We start from the raw sequence: 17,495 nt of genomic DNA, 5'->3' as shown, positions 1-17,495 counted from the left end.
AAAGATAGTATGGAGATAGTGCAAAAATAAATTCAAGAAAATTTATAGGGTGTTAATCAATCTAAAACCTTTTGCCAATACCCCACATCCAACCACTGCTCAAACTTAAATCCGATTTGCTTAAAGTGACCGACCTGCTGCATTCCCATCTTGTCATGAAACTTTACGCTGGCATCATTTGGTAAAGTGATAACACTCATAATATTCTTAACACCACGCGCCTGTAAGTCATTAAACAATGCGTCGTATAATCTGGAGCCTACACCTTTTGTTGGTGTTTCATTGTCAACATACACAGAGGACTCAACAGTAAATCGGTAGGCACTGCGTGCATTCCATCTTTTTGCATAACAATAGCCAACCACTTGTCCTTGATGTTCAAACACCAGCCAAGGCAGATCGGAATCAACAACAACGCGAATACGCTCGGCCATATCAGCATCGGTTACAGGGTGTTCCTCAAACGTACATGTCGAATGAGCAATATAGTGATTGTAGATCCTAGCAATAGCTATACTGTCTGTCTCTTGAACATTTCTTATCACTTTACTCTCCTTTCTTCGTGACATTGCGCTGATAAATAATATCGTCGTACGTTTTTCCTCCGATAACATACGCCTCTTTCTCTATCGCTTTAATATGAAATCCACATTTCTCTAACACTCGTTCAGAGCCATGATTACCTTGAGTCACGACAGCATTAAACTTTGAGAGGTCGAGTTGCGATATTCCCCAATCTAGAACGCATTTTAGCGACTCTGTTGCAATACCCACCCCTTGATATTCGGTGAGCATGAGATAACCGACTTCCGCAACGCGATTTGATACCTTGAACCCGGTAACACCGACCTTAGCTTGGTTACTTTTTAACACAACTGTCATGCATAACCACTGATCGCTACCTGACTGCCAAACCGGCAGTCGCTCTTCGAATCGTTGTTTGATCTCCTCTATCGAGGGAGCATCAAAACACAAACGGATAATCTCTAGATCTTGGTGTAGTTTTTGGAAAAGATCGAAGTCACTACGATCAATTTGTCTTAGCTGCAATCGAGGTGTTTCTAGAGTAAGCATGATCAATTACCTCGGAAACACTTTTTCAAAACGCTCAAGCACCAAGTCATCATACTCACTAAATGTAATGTTCAGTTCGTTCGCATACCCTTCAAAGAAACGTAGATGCGCTTGCTTCCACCATTGATAGGTCCTGTCTCCTTCACCTTCCGCATAAGCAAACGCTTCAGATACCTGATTAAACGGACAAACTTCAACCGATGTCAATTTGACGATACAGATAGGATTTTGTTCCCAGTCCAAAACAACAGACAACCGCCCAACTTGAGGCAATGGCTTTTGCTCAATCTCATACCCCGCTTTTAGGCTACATGAAGCGGTTTTAATACCTTCATTAATTAGCTTCGCGCATTGGTTGGCATTGTATTCATCGCCACAAAAATGCTCGGCAATCACATCTTTTATGCTTGCTCGCTCTGAGGTAGTTAACTGTTCTAAGTACTGGTTTAGAAATGTTTGCTGTTTAGGCGTCACTGCTTAACTCCTTTGCCATGACGATGACTTCAACACCCTTATTGTTGAGTTGATGTCGCTTCTCCCACCCTAATTTGGCGTAGAGCCCACCCGTAAGGTTCTCTGTTTGAAGGTAGAGTGTCTTGATACCGAACTGTTTGGCTTCTGCTATCATTTGCTTCACTAACTGCGAAGCTACTCCTGAGGCTCGATGCGATGGATGTACATAAACACCACCCAACCAAAACTCGTAATTCTCGAAACTAGGAATTTCATTTCGTCTTAAGTGTGCGGTAGCAACCAATTCACCACCTTGTACACCCACGACACTGACAGGAATACCACCATTCTCGAGTAAATCATCAAGCTTGGTTGTATAGCTTTCAAGTGAATTGTTAGGGTCTCTTTTTCCCCACTGATGATAATACCAATTAACAATGGTAGCCTTAAACTCAGGGTGTTGAGAGATAGTGTCGAACGTGAGCACAGATCTAGTCATATATCGCTGGATTCCATTTCTGCATTAAGATCTGAGGGTTATTCACTTCTTGATAACCAAACTGCCGATACAATCCATGAGCGTCACTTGTCGCAAGCATGATACGTCTTAATCCTTGCAGCTCTGGATGATCGTCAATGGCTTTAATGAGTTGCTTACCCAACCCTTCTCCTTTTGCTTTTTCAACCACAAATACATCGCTTAAATAAGCAAACGTCGCTCTATCAGTTATCATTCGAGCGAAGCCGACTTGCTCATTAGAGGTGGTATACACACCAAAACAAAGAGAATGTTCGATGGATTTTTCGACCACGCTGAGAGGAATACCTTTAGCCCAATAGCTATTAGCTAACTCACTATGGATAAGAGGAATATCTAATAAACGTTTGTCCGAAGAAATGAAATATGACATGTACAACCCTCCCTATTTGCACCAATAGGGTTAAAGGAATATACAATTATCACTGAAAAATCAACTGGATATTATTGAGTTCTACGTTTTACATTAACAAAGATAACCAAGACGAGCCCCAGAGCAAACACGATAGGCGCTCCCCATAGCAACGCATTATGACCACTCATAGATGGTCGATAAAGCACGTGTTCTCCGTAACGAGCAACCATAAAGTCCTTCACTTCTTGATTTGTTTTCCCTTGTTTGATTAATTCGAACACTTTTAGACGAATGTCTTTCGCGACCGGAGAATTTGACTCAATTAAGTTCTGATTTTGGCACATTGGGCAACGTAGTGTTTTAGCCAGTTCTATCGCTTGTTTCTGCTGTTTGGGTGAATCAAATTCAAACAGTTCCACAAATTGACTCTCAGAGCCATGAACAACTGGCACCAGGATAGAACATAATAAGACTAAGCCAGTGATTACGATATTCCTAAACAACATTAGTGCCTCCTACACTATTTTCACATTGCACACGCTTAGGTGCGAATAAGGGAGACAACAACATCCAAACTCCAGATAAACAAACCAACAACGCCCCTAACCATATCCATCGCACAAACGCTTTAAACTGGATGCGAACCGCGTAGTGCACAGCATCCACTTTATCACCCAATGATATGTAAATATCGCCATCCCATTTTGGTGTCATCGAAGGCTCTGTCATGTTCATCACGCGCACGGGATAATGCCTCTTCTCAGGATAAGCACGTTGTATTTTTGAAGGATTCGATAGTGGAGTAATTTCAATCTCAGCTTGTTCTGAGCTGAATGAGCGAGCAACGTAGAGATGGGTATCAAGATAACGAACGTTAAAATCACCAAACTCTACACTAGAACCCGGTCCTAGCTTCCTTGTCATTTCATACGAATACTCTGCATTCATCGCAGAGCCAAATGCGGCTACAGCAATACCAACGTGCGCCAGTATCACTGCATATAGGCCATGATTCATCTTATGACTGTACAATAGCCGCAGATGAGACAATACCACCCACACACTGCCCCAGACTGTCATAAACGCCCAAAATGACCACTCTGCACCAACATGTGCGTTATGGAGTGAGTAATACAAAACGACGGCAAATGCGACGATTAAACTGGCAACAAACAAGACCGCCATGAGTGGGGTAAGCACTCGTTTCTCATCAGATTTCCACCGACAAAACGGTACAAACCCCATGACAAATAAAGCAAAAATGGAGAGTGGACCAAACAACAAATTGAAATACGGCGCGCCAACGGAAATATTGCCTAAGCCCAGAAGCTCATACACCATTGGATAAAACGTCCCAAACACCACAACCATGGTCGCCAACGTAAACAGGTTTGCAGCAATTAGTATCAGAAACGGTTTGGTTCGAATGTCAGTGATAGCCTTAGAATGAAGGCTATCCGAACGTAGTATCAAAGAAACAAAGGCCAGAACAAAAATGATGGTTAAAATCGCCAACAGACTGAAACCTTTGGTTGGGTCAACTGCAAATGCATGAACAGAAGTCAACACACCCGAGCGAACAATAAAGGTGCCTAAGATACTCAAGCAGAAAGTAATGAATGCCAAAGAATAGGTCCAGAACACCAACTGACGGTGTTTAGCAAGCATCATAGTGTGTAATAGCGCGCAACTGGTTAACCAAGGTAGCAATGAGGCATTCTCCACAGGGTCCCAGAACCACCAGCCTCCCCAACCGAGTTCGTAATACGCCCACCAAGAGCCGACAGCGATACCCGCAGTCAAAAATAGCCATGCAACCACAGCACACACTCTTGCACTCACCACCCATTGGGTTGAATTAGCCGATGCCTCCAAAGACGAAGTAAACAGAGAACCCAAGGCTAGCGCTAATACCGATGCAAACCCGACATAGCCGACGTACAACAATGGCGGGTGAATGATAAGACCAATGTCTTGAAGCATTGGGTTTAAGTCTCTGCCTTGAGTTGGTATTACGGCATTTAACTCAAATGGATTAGACGCAAGCAATGTAAACCAGGCGAATATAGCGACGAGAAGCTGCATTAACCACAAAGCATGTCGTCTGACAGAGTCTTGAATGAAAGAAAGAGCTGCGCCCCAAAGTGACAGCGTCACAACCCAGAATAACATCGATCCCTGATGGCCACCCCAGGTGGCAGCAATCTTGTAACCGAGATGAAGTTGACTGTTTGAATTATCTGAAACGTATTTTATTGAGTAGTCATCAACAGCGAAGGCGACAGCAAGTACCACGATAGCAGCAACCGCAAATAACATGCTTAGTAACGTCAGTAATTGCACCACTTTATCTAGGTGCAGTCTATGTTGCAGCGGCAGTCGATAGGAGGCGACTCCGCTTATACTCGCAAAACTACTCGTGACAGCAACGACTATCAAAGTGAATAATCCAATGTACCCGATCATGTAACCTCTATGTTGTTGCCAAGAGTGAAAACGACTCTGCTGCTCTTCTAAAACACACTCGATGAAAATTTGTGCCGAGAGTGCTTTAGAAGATCCCCGCTTTCACGGGGATAGTATATTTAGACTACCGTCATTTGACCTGCATAAAGCACAAACGTACGTAGCATCAGAACACCGATTAAGCTAAGGCTTGTGACGACTAAGATAAAGCCGTGGTTATGCTTTGCCTTTTCAGAGCTAAAGAAGTTCATTGCCAAAGGTAACAACATACCCATACCAATAACGCCATACCAGAACCAGCTAGACCAGAATCCACCGCCGATAGCGTTCCAAGCGGCCGCTTCATTTTGACCACCACTAAAGATAAGACCGGTAAAGAAGGTAACGATGACAAACAGTTCGAACAAGACGACAGGACGTTCAAAGCTGTGTACCCATTTGACACTTGGGCTGTGCGCATCTTCTTTAAACACCAAAATACCAAACAATAGACTTGCAGCGGCACCCGACGACAAACTTGAGAACAAGAACAAAATCGGAAGCACTGGGTTGTTAAGCATTGGATAGGTTTTCAGTGCCGATAATAAGAAGCCAGTATAAGCCGCTAATACGATAGCTAAGAAACCTAAAAACAACTCCAAACCATTCTCAATTTTCTCGAACTTAATCAGAATGTTTTCTACAAAATCAAACTTGCTTCCCAACACATCCATAATTGGCTTTCTGAAAATCATGCCAATCCACACAAACAAGACAACCATGTAGACTTGGAACAAGATGACACCCATCGACATCACTGACGTTGGGTTGAAGTAAATCATAATTTTCCAAAACTCGAGTGGCTTGGTTAAGTGGAATACCAAGATCAACAGACCAACAATAATGCCAAATGGCGCCAACCAGGCCATCGCCTTCAGGATGCCATTTTGCGCTGGATCGCCTTCTATGACTTTTCGCTTAAGATAAATCGCTATCAGTGCAGAACCTGCGGACATACCAGCCAAGAATAGATAGATCGCAATAATCCAATCCCACACAAGAGAGTCGAAATGAAAGGCAGTTTCCCAAGTACTCATACTATACCTCCCCCTTATGGAACGGAACTTTGAACAGTTTAGGTTTAGTCCCTAATTGTTCTTTATCACGGTATATCACCTTGATACTCTTCATCTTATTAATATCGCTGTTTGGATCATTCAAATCACCAAACACCAAAGCGTTAGTCGGACAACTTTCCACACACGCCGGTAACTTGCCTTCTGCTAAATTGGTATCACGACAGAAGTTACATTTATCTGCAGAACGAGTTTCCGGATTGAAGAAGCGCACTTGGTAAGGACATGCTGCCAAGCAATAACCACAACCTACACATTTTTCATTGTGTACATCGATGATACCTGTTTCTTCATCTTTATAAGCTGCACCTGTAGGACACACGTAAACACAAGGTGGATTTTCACAGTGTTGGCAGGAATCACGAGTAAATCGATATTCCACATCTGGGAACTCACCGATAGGCTCTGAGCGATGAATTTCCAAACGGGATACGCCTTCCGGTACTTTGTTGACTTCACGACAAGCGTCTGTACAAGCGGTACAACCAATACAGGCATTTTCGTCATGTAACATGCCATAGCGCACCGCTTTTTTGGTGTCATCACTCGCTACCGACTGTCGTGACGTTAGCACTGAAGTTGTTGCCACACCCGTGGTAAAGATGACAGCGCCTGTGCCAGCGAGAAAATTTCGTCTTGAACAACTCATATTACTTGCCCTCCTCTTCACGTTTTTCGTTGAAGTCTTTGTGGCAATCGACACACATCTTAATGGTTGCTTTGTGGTCGTAAGAAAGTACTTTCGCTTTCTCGGCATGCACAGAGTGGCAATTGGTGCAGGTTAGGTTTTTCGCATGCACGTCATGAGTCCAGCTATCGTCGCGCAAATATTGTGGCTGATGACATTCGGTACATCGGCTGTTTGCTTTGAGGATGGTTTCAGGATCTAACCATGTTTTATCGGTACCCGGCTGTGATTGCGCGGGATGATATTTAATGACCGTAGAGCCGCCATCACGGTGATCTGGACCGATATTGCTGTGGCATTGAGTACAATTAACTTCGCTGCCAATGATTTCGATTGCGTCCTCTCCGTGAGAGCCAGCAAGTGTCTGTTTAGAGTCTTTGTGACACTGAACACATTTATAGTCCTTGTCACGAATCAACTCCACCTTATGCCGTTGAGATACCCCTTCTTTTTCGAGGGCTGCTTCATCAGCTAAGGCATTGAGTGTATAACCATAGAGAGTAAATGCTAGGAGGGCCTGAAGCATTATCACCATGGTCAATTTAACATTGCCCATTGTATCCTTTCCTTAAACCCAATATTGAAGGTAAAACCTACAAAGTCAGATTAATAATTAATAACTTTCCTCTAATAATTACTTGAATTAAGTAATTACCAACGAAATGTAATCAATTCTTATTTAGGATGAGCCACAACGCTTCACATGACGATCATAGTTTCCTATGTGTTATTTGCCTATCACTTTAGAGGTAATTAGTGAGCAATATCACTAATGTTTACGTGTGAATTTTTACATAACTTCCATTTAAAAATGATAATTAATACCATTAAAAATAAGACCAGCTACCCCTTTAGGGTTAGTTGAAAATAGATGTGAACTCAATCACTTAGATAAATTGATCTAAAACAGTAAACGCCCCGACATGTAATTAAGTATTAATGGATATGAGCTAATATTAACAGGTCTTAATAAGATAAGACGTCTCCAAATCTTATTTAGGGAAATAGCCCCACAACGCATTTCAAAAATTAGAATATGGAGATAACACTGTGAAAAAGCACTGGATTCTAAGTTCCGTTGCTGCAATAGCTCTATTAGGCGCCGCGAGTGTGCCAGCTTATGCAGCATCAGAAGAAGGGTTGATTGACCCTCGAAATCAAGCCTACGAAAAAGATCATCCCGATCAATATAAAACGTGGAAAGAAACAAGTGAAAGTGAAGAAATAGAAGATGCTTTGGCGCATGACCCTAATATGGTCATCCTATGGGCAGGCTATGGCTTTGCTAAAGACTATAATAAGGCGCGCGGTCACTTTTATGCATTAGACGATGTAAGACAAACACTGAGAACAGGCGGTCCAACAGATCCTAAATCAGGCCCTATGCCGATGGCATGTTGGAGCTGTAAAAGTCCAGATGTTGGTCGTGTGATCGATGAACGTGGCGAAGATGGCTACTTTGAAGGCAAATGGGCAAGGCTCGGTGCAGAAATCGCTAACCCTATAGGCTGCGCTGATTGTCACGATACTCGCAGTGACGCGTTTAAAAACGGTGAACCTGCATTGGCAATCGCAAAGCCGTATGTAGAGCGTGCATTCGAAGCTATTGGCAAGAAGTTCGATGAACAATCTCGCTTAGACCAGCAAGCATCTGTCTGTGCTCAGTGTCACGTAGAATACTACTTCACTGGCCCAACGAAAGCGGTTAAGTTCCCGTGGGATATGGGGACAACTGTTGGTGAAATGGAAGAGTATTACGATGCATTGAACTTCAAAGATTGGCAACATGCAGTTTCTAAAGCGCCAATGCTAAAAGCTCAACACCCAGGATACGAAACATGGCGTGATGGTATCCATGGTAAGAACGGCGTAGTTTGTGTTGACTGTCATATGCCTAAAGTGACCAAAGAAGATGGTACGGTCTTTACTGACCACAAAGTTGGTAACCCATTTGATCGCTTCGAAGATACTTGTGCTAACTGTCACACTCAAACGAAAGAGCAATTACAAGGCATCGTTTCAACGCGTAAAGCTCAAGTTCTTAATATGAAGCTTACGGCTGAAAAGCAAATCGTCGCCGCTCACTTTGAAGCTGGCGCTGCATGGGATGCAGGTGCGACTGAGGAAGAGATGAAACCTATCTTGATGGATATTCGTCACGCACAATGGCGCTGGGACTATGCTATCGCCTCCCATGGTGTGCATATGCACGCTCCAGAAGTGGCACTTGAGGTGCTTGGTACGTCAGTAGACAAAGCAGCAGATGCACGTGCGAAACTTATCCGACTGCTTGCTAAGAAAGGCATCACTGATCCAGTAGAAATCCCTGATATCTCAACTAAAGAGAAAGCTCAAGCAGCATTAGGTATGGATATGGATAAGATGAACGCAGAGAAACAGCACTTCTTGGACACCGTCGTACCTGAGTGGGACAAAGAAGCAGAAGCAAGAGAAGCGAAGTACTAATATTTCACTAATATGATTCTGTGATCTATTCGATTATTAGTTAAAGCCCCAACCACTTAGTTGGGGCTTTTTGCTACCATTAAATCTATGACTATCAGACACCTAAATTGGCTCTCAATGAAAAAGCATATCGCACTTGTTCTCTGCGTAGTAAGCTCTCCCCTACTTGCAGGCACATACAACAGCGTTTCTGTCGGCACAACCAGTGACGGTGGTTTTGGCGTAGGTCTTTATCACGATCGTAACTTAAGCTTCGGCTTTTATAGCAACTTGGCTGGTGGAACAGGACTAAACAATGATGATTTCGCTCTTAATGTGGGTCTAGTAAAATCATTGAGTGAGAATTTTGTCGGTTATGTTGGTGCCGGAATTGCCAACAGAAGCGAAGAGCAGTTCAATGATTCTCCAATCAAAACTTATGACTCATCACTCCGTTTTAATGGCAATATTGGATTATTGTTTAAAACTGGTGTCACCGGTTTCACCGCTGATGTAGGTTATAACACCGGTCTTGAGGCTGCTTACTTTGGCGTAGGCTACACCTACTAGCGACTACCAGTAATTTTCACTCGCAAAATTGCCCGGCTTACGACGCAGATGTTTAGTAAGTCCTAGCTCTAGCAATGTCTCACTTGTATCTTTGACCATGGCAGGGTTTCCACAAATATAAACAAAGCTGTCTGGCGCACTCAGCGCTAAGCCCACCTGTTTCTGAACCTCCCCTTTAAGTAATAACTCGGGAATTCGACCGTTAAGACTAGTGGGATGAGCTTCTCTTGACACCACTGAAACGAAATGAAACTTATCTCCTAACGCGTTTTTCGCGCATTCGATAGAGTCTGAGTATACCAATTCACTTTGGGTTCGTACGGCGTGGACAAGAACAATGCTATCAAAGCGTTTAGCAATCGAGTCGTCTTCTAAAATAGAGAGAAAGGGACCAATCGCCGTACCGGTAGAGAGCATCCAAAGTGCTGTGGCATAATCCGGTATTTCTTCTAGAGTCATAAAACCCGAAGGTTGTTTGCCAACAAACAGTTTGTCTCCCACCTCTAGGTCGTTTAATTTCGGCGACAGTTGACCGTTGTCATCAGCAATGATGAGAAACTCCAGATGATCTTGACCATAAGCATGCTCTGGGTGATTAACCATAGAGTAAGCTCGACGTACCCATTCGCCGTCTGAGTTCGGTAAACCCAATTTAGTAAACTGACCAGCGACATAACTTTCTATCGATGCTGCCACTTCAAGGCTAAAAAGCTTTTCTGTCCACTGCTTCTTAGCGAGTACACGCCCTTCAACCAAACCGTTAGGAACCAACACATTTTCTATGTTCGCCATACTTTACCTCCGATGAAGAAAACATAAGCTTCTGTTCATCATAGAGCCAAATCCGACAAAATTTAAACTACAGTTTATGGGGGAATTAGGTTTTTTGAACCATTTCATCATAGATTTAAATAACAGATGAAAGAATTTCTCAACATTCCGGTCTAACTATATTGTGTGTCGTAAAAAGGATGTGTTAGTGACCATGAAACCTTGTTTTCCAGCTGTGCCACTAGATGTGCCTAGCGAAAGCCCAGTTCGTTACTGGTTGCACGAATACCAACATCAACTACTTGAATTTACCGACATGGAACGCAAGGCACTTTCGCGCCTTTTGCCATTGCTAGTGTGTGGTGAACAATCGTCTCAGTGGGTGTTTTACAACGAATCGGTGAGGCAAAAAAAAAGTCCCTTAGCAATTGCCGCCAACGATTTTGAGCGTATCGTTGCCGATGAGAAATACCATGAAGAGGCTCTAGAGTGGGTTCGCCATCAAATTGAAGAGCCTGCAGATATACTTGCAATAAAACGACGCAGCCAGCGATTCTTTGCCTCATTGGGAGCAAGAAAAACATTCGAAGAACACTTTGCTCAAATAGCTTGTTTGGATGCTCTAGTGTGTAAGTTGATGCTGTTTATTGAGAAAGGCTCTTTGGGACCACATCACCCTTTTACTCTCCTTTGCCGCGCCATCAAACAGGATGAAGCCAGGCATGTCTCAGTATCGAAGCTTCACGCCATAGAACTTGGATACGATAAATCTCAATGGCGTGAGCTGAACACCAACATCTCAGACAAGCTATATGAGCTACTCAATACCGAGCGTGACGCGTTTGAAGTACTTGGCGTAAATCTAGACGTGATTTTCGAGACTAAAGAGGGATAATTTATGACTGCAACTTTTCTACCCGGGCGCGTTTCACTGCTTGCTGCCAGCCATCAATTTCCCGAACAACACTTATCAAATGGGCAACTACTCGGCGCACTTGAGCAACTTTCCGGAAAACGCTTTGCCAGAGTGGCAGCAAGGATCGTTCCTTTTCTAGGCATTGAAGGTCGTCATTTTTCACGCAGCATTCACACTCATACTAGCGAGCCAAATCCTAGCAACTCTGATCTTGCCGTTCTTACTATTACAGATTTGCTCGCAAGCTCTCAACATACTCTCGCTGATATTGATTATCTTATTGGTCACACGACAACGCCAGACACTCAGCTTCCTCCTAGCATCGCTTGGGTAGCCGAGAAACTTCGATACCAAGGTCCATTTATGGAGCTACGGCAAGCTTGTACAGGTTTCGCAAGTGCTTTACAAATCGCCATTCCGCGCCTTGCTATGCTCAACAAACCCATCGCCATCGTGGGTAGTGAAACAGGGTCAGTATATTTCGATTACGATAAAGGTTTTCTCGACCAGTCTCAGTTAGTGAATTACATGCAAATGGGAGACGGTGCTGGAGGCGTCATTATTGGACCTGAGACAAACGAAGGAATAGGTACGATATCGCACTGTTTCACCGGTCAAATTGGTATAGATAAGTCACCGGGTTTATCTCTCGACGGCGGTTCTGCATCTGTTTACACTCAAGCGGGAAAGGCGCGCTTTCATCATAGTGCAACCGATGTCCGTAAAAGTGGTGAAGCTTTGTTTCAAGCGAGTATTCTCGCACTGAGAGAGCAAGGTTTTGAGCTGGACGATTTTGACTACATCATCCCCCACCAAGCAAGTGGGCGAATCGATAACATGTTGGCTGAAGCTTTGGATATAGACCCGAATAAGATCATCAACGATGCTAAACACTGGGGAAATCTAGGCTCTGCTGCGATTTGGTGTAGTTTTTCGAATCTAGTTCGTAGCGATAAGCTTGTGGTGGGAAATAAGGTCGTTATTCTAGGCGCAGAAGCCACCAAATACATGTATGGTGGCTTTATCTATACTCACAAAAGTTGAGGCCCTAGAGGTTACCAGTAAACGTTTAGTTGCCGCTCATGCGTTTTGCTTGATTAATTTTCTCAATAATAGCCGCTCTATCAATCCCTGGACGATTGGAATCAAGGATTTTCGTCCAAATTTCAATCGCTTTATTGTGTTCTGAATGTAGAAAATAGTCAGACGCAACAAGTAGCAATGCGGTGTCGTTGTACTCATCCATTTCGAACGCTTTATCAAGAAACTGCTGCACTTCAGGTGTGATCGTTTGGGACTCATCAAAGTATTTCGCGGTCGCTATTGCCGCGTACTGACCTGCGTAAGGGGTCTCAGACAATCGAATTGAGTAGTCAAAACAAGTAATCGCCGCATCAAACTCAGAGCTTTGCATGTAAAGCTGCCCTAACCTAAACCAATCTTTCGCATCATTAGGGTTCTGCTTTAATGCTTGCTGCAGTTCTTGCATCATGGATTGACCATTTTTAAATGGTGCAGCAGGTTCGGACTCAGGAAGTGTATTGCGCATTTGTGACCAAATACCCAAAGAAACACCACAGACGAGTACGCTAGCGACAGCGGAAAACAAAAAACGTTGTTTACGGCTACCGAGGCTTTTTAGACTCAGCAACGCGATAATGAAAACGACAATGCCGCAAAGTAAAGCAAACAGATAGATATTGAAGGACAATGCTTGTTACTCAAGATAAAAAAGAACCGACATTATATCGGTTCCCGTTAAGGTTCACTGTGAGTTCGTGGTCGTTTTCTAGAACACTCGGCGTTTTAGCCCAGCTCTTTCGAGGATTCTGGTTGAAATTTCTTCAACGGATAATGAAGACGTATTGATGTACGGAATTGCTTCTCGTCTAAATAAAGACTCCACACTTGCCAGCTCTTGAAGACACTGCTCAGTACTTGCGTAATCACTGCCTGCCAAACGATTTTCTCGTATTTCGGTTAAACGCTCAGGGTCAATGGTTAAACCAAACAGTTTGTGACGATGAATTTCAAACTCAGGCATCAATCTAAGGCGCTTAATATCGTCATCGATAAATGGATAATTCACTACACGTAAACCGAACTGCATCGCTAGATAAAGGCTCGTTGGTGTTTTGCCGCTACGAGACACACCAAGTAGTATAATATCAGCTTGCTCAAGGTTCTTGAGTGAAATCCCATCATCATGAGCAAGGGTATACTCGATCGCCGCGATACGATCGAAGTACTTATCCGTATCCTTCCCAACGCTGTGAGAACGTTGCAACTTAGGTTTCGGTTCTAGCTGCAAATCGTCCTTTACTTGCGCCACAATACTTTCTAACACATCGTAGCAATACGCAGAAGACTGCATAAGACCTGTGCGAATTTCAGGTACAACAATGGAGAAAAACACTAACGGTTTTACACCGTTGCGTTCATAAGATTGATTAATTTCCCTAATGAGTTCATCAAGCTTATGTTCGCTTTCGACAAATGGAAACGTTTTCTCATTCGCAGTGAATGGAAACTGTCCTAAAACCACGTGTCCCAATGTCTCGCAAGTAATCGCTGTTCCGTCAGAAACGTAGAACACGTCACGACTTTGACCATTATTTTTCATTTTTTATTTAATTTTTCAAAAAAATTTAAGTAGGATGCATTACATAATATCGATAACAAACCCTAGCATTCAATAACGTTCCCCCACAGTTTTGAAAAATAGTTAACTATTTTTTTACTGAATACGTAATCGATTGCTATATCCTACAGCTGCAATGTTTCTGGAGATAGACATGCAACAAAACAACACCCTTTGGTTCAATGGCCTGTCCATGGACGATGTCGATAAGGTCGGCGGTAAGAATGCTTCACTAGGCGAGATGGTTTCCAATCTTGCTAATGCGGGAGTGTCAGTACCGAATGGCTTTGCGACGACGTCTTATGCCTTCAACCAGTTCCTCGATTTCGAAGGATTGGATGAGCGCATTCATGGCCTACTAGACGAACTTGATGTTGATGATGTTGACGCACTGCGTAAGACAGGCGCGACCATCCGTCAATGGGTATTAGAAGCCCCATTCCCTGCTGACCTAGAGCAGGACATTAGAGAAAATTACCAAGAACTCATTGAAGGCAACACAGAGCTATCTGTAGCAGTTCGCTCTTCTGCGACTGCGGAAGACTTACCAGATGCCTCATTTGCTGGCCAGCAAGAAACATTCTTGAATGTAAAAGGCATCGACTCCGTTCTTGAAGCCACTAAACACGTATACGCTTCGCTATTTAATGACCGTGCGATTTCGTATCGTGTCCATCAAGGTTTTAACCACCGCGGTATCTCACTATCGGCTGGTATTCAGCGTATGGTGCGTTCTGATCAAGCGTCATCCGGCGTGATGTTCACCCTAGATACTGAATCTGGCTTTGACCAAGTCGTGTTCATTACATCGGCTTGGGGTCTAGGTGAGATGGTCGTTCAAGGCGCCGTTAACCCAGATGAGTTTTACGTCCACAAACCGCTTCTTGAGCAAGGACAAGCGCCGATTGTTAAAAAGACCTTCGGCTCCAAACTCATTAAAATGGTGTACTCCAACAATCAAGAAATTGGTAAACAGGTCGACATCATTGACACGTCTGATGCAGAGCGTAACCAGTTCTCGCTAACTGATGAAGAAATCAAAGAACTTGCTAAACAAGCGGTGATCATCGAAAAGCACTACCAGCGTCCAATGGACATTGAATGGGCAAAAGATGGCATTGATGGCAAGCTCTACATCGTTCAAGCGCGCCCAGAAACGGTATGCTCTCAAAGTGAACAAAATGTCATTGAACGTTTCCAACTGAACAACAAAGCGGACGTGTTGGTTGAAGGCCGTGCTATTGGCCAACGCATCGGTACAGGTCCAGTTAGATTGGTCGATTCACTTGACCAGATGTCTCTGGTTCAAGAAGGAGACGTGCTAGTAACAGACATGACCGACCCTGACTGGGAACCTGTCATGAAAAAGGCCTCTGCAATTGTTACCAACCGAGGCGGCCGTACTTGTCATGCCGCAATCATCGCTCGTGAACTAGGTATCCCAGCTATCGTTGGTTGTGGTAATGCAACAGAGAGCCTTGCCGACGGTGCGACCGTGACTGTCTCTTGTTCAGAAGGCGAAACTGGCTACGTTTATCAGGGAGAGCTTGAGTTTGAAATACGACGCTCAGCAGTTGACGAATTACCTCTTTTGCCGACCAAAGTAATGATGAACGTTGGTAACCCAGATCGTGCCTTTGACTTCGCTCAAATCCCTAACGAGGGCGTAGGTCTCGCGCGTCTTGAGTTTATCATCAACAAAATGATAGGTATTCACCCGAAAGCCCTGCTTAACTTCGATCAGCAATCTCCAGAGCTACAAGCAGAAATTACTCAACGCATTCGCGGCTACAATGACCCGATCGATTTCTATGTGAGTAAACTCACTGAAGGTATTGCTACGATTGCGGCTGCTTTCTGGCCTAAACGTGTGATTGTTCGTATGTCTGACTTTAAGTCAAATGAATACAGCAACCTCGTCGGTGGTAAAGCATTTGAACCACACGAAGAAAACCCTATGCTTGGATTCCGCGGCGCGTCTCGCTACATTTCACCGGTGTTCGAAGATTGTTTTGAGTTAGAAACTCGCGCATTAAAACGCGTACGCAATGAAATGGGTCTTAAGAACGTTGAAATCATGATTCCATTCGTACGTACACCAAGCGAAGCTGCGCAGGTTATCGACCTACTGGCTAAGTTTGAACTACGCCGTGGAGAGCAAGGTCTTAAGGTCATTATGATGTGCGAACTGCCTTCAAATGCAGTTTTAGCCGACGAGTTCCTTAAGTATTTTGATGGTTTCTCCATCGGTTCAAACGATATGACACAGCTGACACTTGGCTTAGACCGAGATTCTGGCGACGTGGCACACCTGTTTGATGAACGTAACCCAGCCGTAAAAGCGATGCTGAAAATGGCTATCGATGCAGCCACACAAGCTGGTAAATATGTCGGCATCTGTGGTCAAGGTCCTTCCGACCATGACGATTTAGCAGAATGGCTAATGGAACAAGGCATCAGCTCAGTATCCCTGAACCCTGACACGGTTATTGATACCTGGTTGAAGTTGGGTAATGTTGCTAAGCAATAATTAGCCGCATGTTATGACTAAGCCAGAGCCATTCGCTCTGGCTTTTTTGTTGGCAGATTGTCTGTTTTCGATAGTTTTGAGCACGTTAGTCACGTGTTTTAACCAAAGGTTCCGTTTTATTTTTGCAATAATACTTGTCGACTTTTTCACTTTTTAATTGCGCTATCTCAAGCCTATTCTGGATAAGCAGACCAAAGCTCTACATATGAGGTAACGCTATGAGAAAATCCATTGCAATTGTTGCGGGTGTACTTACCTGTGTATCTGTTGGTGCTTATGCCACCGAGTCAACTGCCCAAGATACTGAAAATTCCGTTGACTACGTTCAAGTTAGAAACGGTATCGCGTACCAAGTAAACGAAACCACACCTTTCACCGGTGAACTTACACGAAGATATAATTCCGGGCAAAACGCCCTTCATGTCCGATTTGCTAACGGTAAAGCCGTAGGTGCAGAAACCACTTACTATCCAAATGGCCAGGTCTCTTCTACCATCAATTACAAGGACGGTCTCGCAGACGGAGATTGGAAACAGTGGTATGAAAATGGTCAGTTGAAAGTCGATGCAGAATATAAAGGAGGCGTATTAAATGGCGCTTTCGATGAGTGGTCCTATAATGGTCAAAAACTTGTCTCAGCGAAGTATGATGATGGCGAACTGCAAGGTAAGTTGTCTTCTTGGTATGAGAATGGCCAACCAAGATCAGTTGAAAACTATGATTCAGGCAAGAAAGACGGTCTAGCCATTAGCTACTATCCAAATGGAAACAAAGCTTACGAAGCAACTTACGATCAAGGTGACATCAATGATGGCATCGTGACCAAATACGCACCTGATGGACAGAAACAATATGAAGTAACCGTCAAAGATAACAAGATGGTTTCTGAACAGCATTGGTTTGACAATAAATCCTAGTCCATCAGTTTAGCCT

Annotated in this window: 19 protein-coding genes; 6 read left to right on the top strand and 13 right to left on the bottom strand. The window is 43.7% G+C overall.

Annotated elements, in window-relative coordinates:
* Positions 1-56 precede the first annotated feature (56 nt).
* The 10 genes from AWH66_RS16165 to nrfB form a co-directional block, all read right to left on the bottom strand.
* Positions 57-545 (bottom strand): GNAT family N-acetyltransferase, encoded by a 489-nt coding sequence (locus AWH66_RS16165; RefSeq protein ID WP_063606336.1) that lies wholly within the window; start codon positions 543-545, stop codon positions 57-59.
* Between the two features lies 1 nt (position 546).
* Positions 547-1,074, bottom strand: coding sequence for a GNAT family N-acetyltransferase (locus AWH66_RS16160; RefSeq protein WP_063606335.1), 528 nt, complete (start codon positions 1,072-1,074; stop codon positions 547-549).
* A gap of 6 nt (positions 1,075-1,080) precedes the next feature.
* Positions 1,081-1,548 carry an ASCH domain-containing protein gene (locus tag AWH66_RS16155; protein ID WP_063606334.1) on the bottom strand — a complete coding sequence of 156 codons (468 nt, stop codon included), beginning with the start codon at positions 1,546-1,548 and terminating at the stop codon, positions 1,081-1,083.
* Positions 1,538-2,026: a GNAT family N-acetyltransferase gene (locus AWH66_RS16150; protein WP_063606333.1), complete on the bottom strand. Its 489-nt coding sequence runs from the start codon at positions 2,024-2,026 to the stop codon at positions 1,538-1,540. The genes AWH66_RS16155 and AWH66_RS16150 overlap by 11 nt, the downstream gene beginning before the upstream one ends.
* Entirely contained in the window at positions 2,019-2,438 is a 420-nt protein-coding gene (locus AWH66_RS16145) for a GNAT family N-acetyltransferase (RefSeq protein ID WP_063606332.1), read from the bottom strand. Before AWH66_RS16145 ends, AWH66_RS16150 begins: the two co-directional genes overlap by 8 nt.
* 71 nt (positions 2,439-2,509) lie before the next feature.
* Positions 2,510-2,926, bottom strand: a complete 417-nt coding sequence (locus tag AWH66_RS16140) for a cytochrome c-type biogenesis protein (protein WP_063606331.1) — start codon at positions 2,924-2,926, stop codon at positions 2,510-2,512.
* Positions 2,916-4,886 carry a heme lyase CcmF/NrfE family subunit gene (locus AWH66_RS16135; RefSeq protein ID WP_063606330.1) on the bottom strand — a complete coding sequence of 657 codons (1,971 nt, stop codon included), beginning with the start codon at positions 4,884-4,886 and terminating at the stop codon, positions 2,916-2,918. Before AWH66_RS16135 ends, AWH66_RS16140 begins: the two co-directional genes overlap by 11 nt.
* Before the next feature lie 119 nt (positions 4,887-5,005).
* Entirely contained in the window at positions 5,006-5,962 is a 957-nt protein-coding gene (gene nrfD / locus AWH66_RS16130) for a cytochrome c nitrite reductase subunit NrfD (RefSeq protein ID WP_063606329.1), read from the bottom strand.
* A gap of 1 nt (position 5,963) precedes the next feature.
* Positions 5,964-6,650 carry a cytochrome c nitrite reductase Fe-S protein gene (gene nrfC, locus AWH66_RS16125; RefSeq protein WP_006074225.1) on the bottom strand — a complete coding sequence of 229 codons (687 nt, stop codon included), beginning with the start codon at positions 6,648-6,650 and terminating at the stop codon, positions 5,964-5,966.
* Position 6,651: 1 nt separating this feature from the next.
* Positions 6,652-7,245, bottom strand: a complete 594-nt coding sequence (gene nrfB / locus AWH66_RS16120; protein ID WP_063606328.1) for a cytochrome c nitrite reductase pentaheme subunit — start codon at positions 7,243-7,245, stop codon at positions 6,652-6,654.
* Positions 7,246-7,739: 494 nt separating this feature from the next.
* Here nrfB and nrfA point away from each other — a divergent pair, with 494 nt between their 5' ends.
* The gene (gene nrfA, locus AWH66_RS16115) at positions 7,740-9,155 is read left to right on the top strand and encodes an ammonia-forming nitrite reductase cytochrome c552 subunit (protein WP_063606327.1); all 1,416 of its coding nucleotides are present in this window, start codon (positions 7,740-7,742) and stop codon (positions 9,153-9,155) included.
* A 117-nt stretch (positions 9,156-9,272) separates the two neighbouring features.
* A complete protein-coding gene (locus tag AWH66_RS16110; RefSeq protein WP_063606326.1) occupies positions 9,273-9,704 on the top strand; it encodes a hypothetical protein in 432 nt (143 codons plus the stop codon).
* 3 nt (positions 9,705-9,707) lie between these two features.
* On the opposite strand, the gene AWH66_RS16105 is transcribed toward AWH66_RS16110, so the two are convergent.
* A complete protein-coding gene (locus AWH66_RS16105) occupies positions 9,708-10,496 on the bottom strand; it encodes a ferredoxin--NADP reductase (RefSeq protein WP_063606325.1) in 789 nt (262 codons plus the stop codon).
* Positions 10,497-10,683: 187 nt separating this feature from the next.
* On the opposite strand from AWH66_RS16105, the gene AWH66_RS16100 reads away from it, so the two are divergent.
* Positions 10,684-11,370 carry a hypothetical protein gene (locus tag AWH66_RS16100; RefSeq protein ID WP_063606324.1) on the top strand — a complete coding sequence of 229 codons (687 nt, stop codon included), beginning with the start codon at positions 10,684-10,686 and terminating at the stop codon, positions 11,368-11,370.
* 3 nt (positions 11,371-11,373) lie between these two features.
* The gene (locus AWH66_RS16095) at positions 11,374-12,435 is read left to right on the top strand and encodes a 3-oxoacyl-ACP synthase III family protein (protein ID WP_063606323.1); all 1,062 of its coding nucleotides are present in this window, start codon (positions 11,374-11,376) and stop codon (positions 12,433-12,435) included.
* Positions 12,436-12,460: 25 nt separating this feature from the next.
* Here the strand turns inward: AWH66_RS16095 and AWH66_RS16090 are convergent, their stop codons facing one another.
* Positions 12,461-13,102 carry a TPR domain-containing protein gene (locus AWH66_RS16090; protein WP_083400052.1) on the bottom strand — a complete coding sequence of 214 codons (642 nt, stop codon included), beginning with the start codon at positions 13,100-13,102 and terminating at the stop codon, positions 12,461-12,463.
* Between the two features lie 78 nt (positions 13,103-13,180).
* Entirely contained in the window at positions 13,181-14,014 is an 834-nt protein-coding gene (gene ppsR / locus AWH66_RS16085) for a posphoenolpyruvate synthetase regulatory kinase/phosphorylase PpsR (protein ID WP_063606322.1), read from the bottom strand.
* 154 nt (positions 14,015-14,168) lie between these two features.
* Between ppsR and ppsA the strand changes: the two genes are divergently transcribed.
* Positions 14,169-16,562, top strand: coding sequence for a phosphoenolpyruvate synthase (ppsA, locus tag AWH66_RS16080; RefSeq protein ID WP_063606321.1), 2,394 nt, complete (start codon positions 14,169-14,171; stop codon positions 16,560-16,562).
* 218 nt (positions 16,563-16,780) lie between these two features.
* Positions 16,781-17,479 carry a toxin-antitoxin system YwqK family antitoxin gene (locus AWH66_RS16075; RefSeq protein WP_063606320.1) on the top strand — a complete coding sequence of 233 codons (699 nt, stop codon included), beginning with the start codon at positions 16,781-16,783 and terminating at the stop codon, positions 17,477-17,479.
* Positions 17,480-17,495 lie beyond the last annotated feature (16 nt).

Origin of the sequence: Vibrio barjaei, assembly GCF_001639065.2 — a bacterium.
Lineage (GTDB): Bacteria > Pseudomonadota > Gammaproteobacteria > Enterobacterales > Vibrionaceae > Vibrio > Vibrio barjaei.
The sequence above is the reverse complement of the archived record's forward strand: the minus strand, read 5'-3'. Positions and strand labels throughout refer to the sequence as shown.

Coding starts and splice junctions, on each gene's coding strand:
- AWH66_RS16110 (WP_063606326.1), top strand. CDS start 9,273: ATGAAAAAGCATATCGCACTTGTTCTCTGCGTAGTAAGCTCTCCCCTA.
- AWH66_RS16135 (WP_063606330.1), bottom strand. CDS start 4,886: ATGATCGGGTACATTGGATTATTCACTTTGATAGTCGTTGCTGTCACG.
- AWH66_RS16075 (WP_063606320.1), top strand. CDS start 16,781: ATGAGAAAATCCATTGCAATTGTTGCGGGTGTACTTACCTGTGTATCT.
- AWH66_RS16160 (WP_063606335.1), bottom strand. CDS start 1,074: ATGCTTACTCTAGAAACACCTCGATTGCAGCTAAGACAAATTGATCGT.
- nrfB (WP_063606328.1), bottom strand. CDS start 7,245: ATGGGCAATGTTAAATTGACCATGGTGATAATGCTTCAGGCCCTCCTA.
- AWH66_RS16140 (WP_063606331.1), bottom strand. CDS start 2,926: ATGTTGTTTAGGAATATCGTAATCACTGGCTTAGTCTTATTATGTTCT.
- ppsR (WP_063606322.1), bottom strand. CDS start 14,014: ATGAAAAATAATGGTCAAAGTCGTGACGTGTTCTACGTTTCTGACGGA.
- nrfD (WP_063606329.1), bottom strand. CDS start 5,962: ATGAGTACTTGGGAAACTGCCTTTCATTTCGACTCTCTTGTGTGGGAT.
- AWH66_RS16105 (WP_063606325.1), bottom strand. CDS start 10,496: ATGGCGAACATAGAAAATGTGTTGGTTCCTAACGGTTTGGTTGAAGGG.
- AWH66_RS16145 (WP_063606332.1), bottom strand. CDS start 2,438: ATGTCATATTTCATTTCTTCGGACAAACGTTTATTAGATATTCCTCTT.
- AWH66_RS16150 (WP_063606333.1), bottom strand. CDS start 2,026: ATGACTAGATCTGTGCTCACGTTCGACACTATCTCTCAACACCCTGAG.
- AWH66_RS16095 (WP_063606323.1), top strand. CDS start 11,374: ATGACTGCAACTTTTCTACCCGGGCGCGTTTCACTGCTTGCTGCCAGC.
- nrfC (WP_006074225.1), bottom strand. CDS start 6,650: ATGAGTTGTTCAAGACGAAATTTTCTCGCTGGCACAGGCGCTGTCATC.
- ppsA (WP_063606321.1), top strand. CDS start 14,169: ATGTTTCTGGAGATAGACATGCAACAAAACAACACCCTTTGGTTCAAT.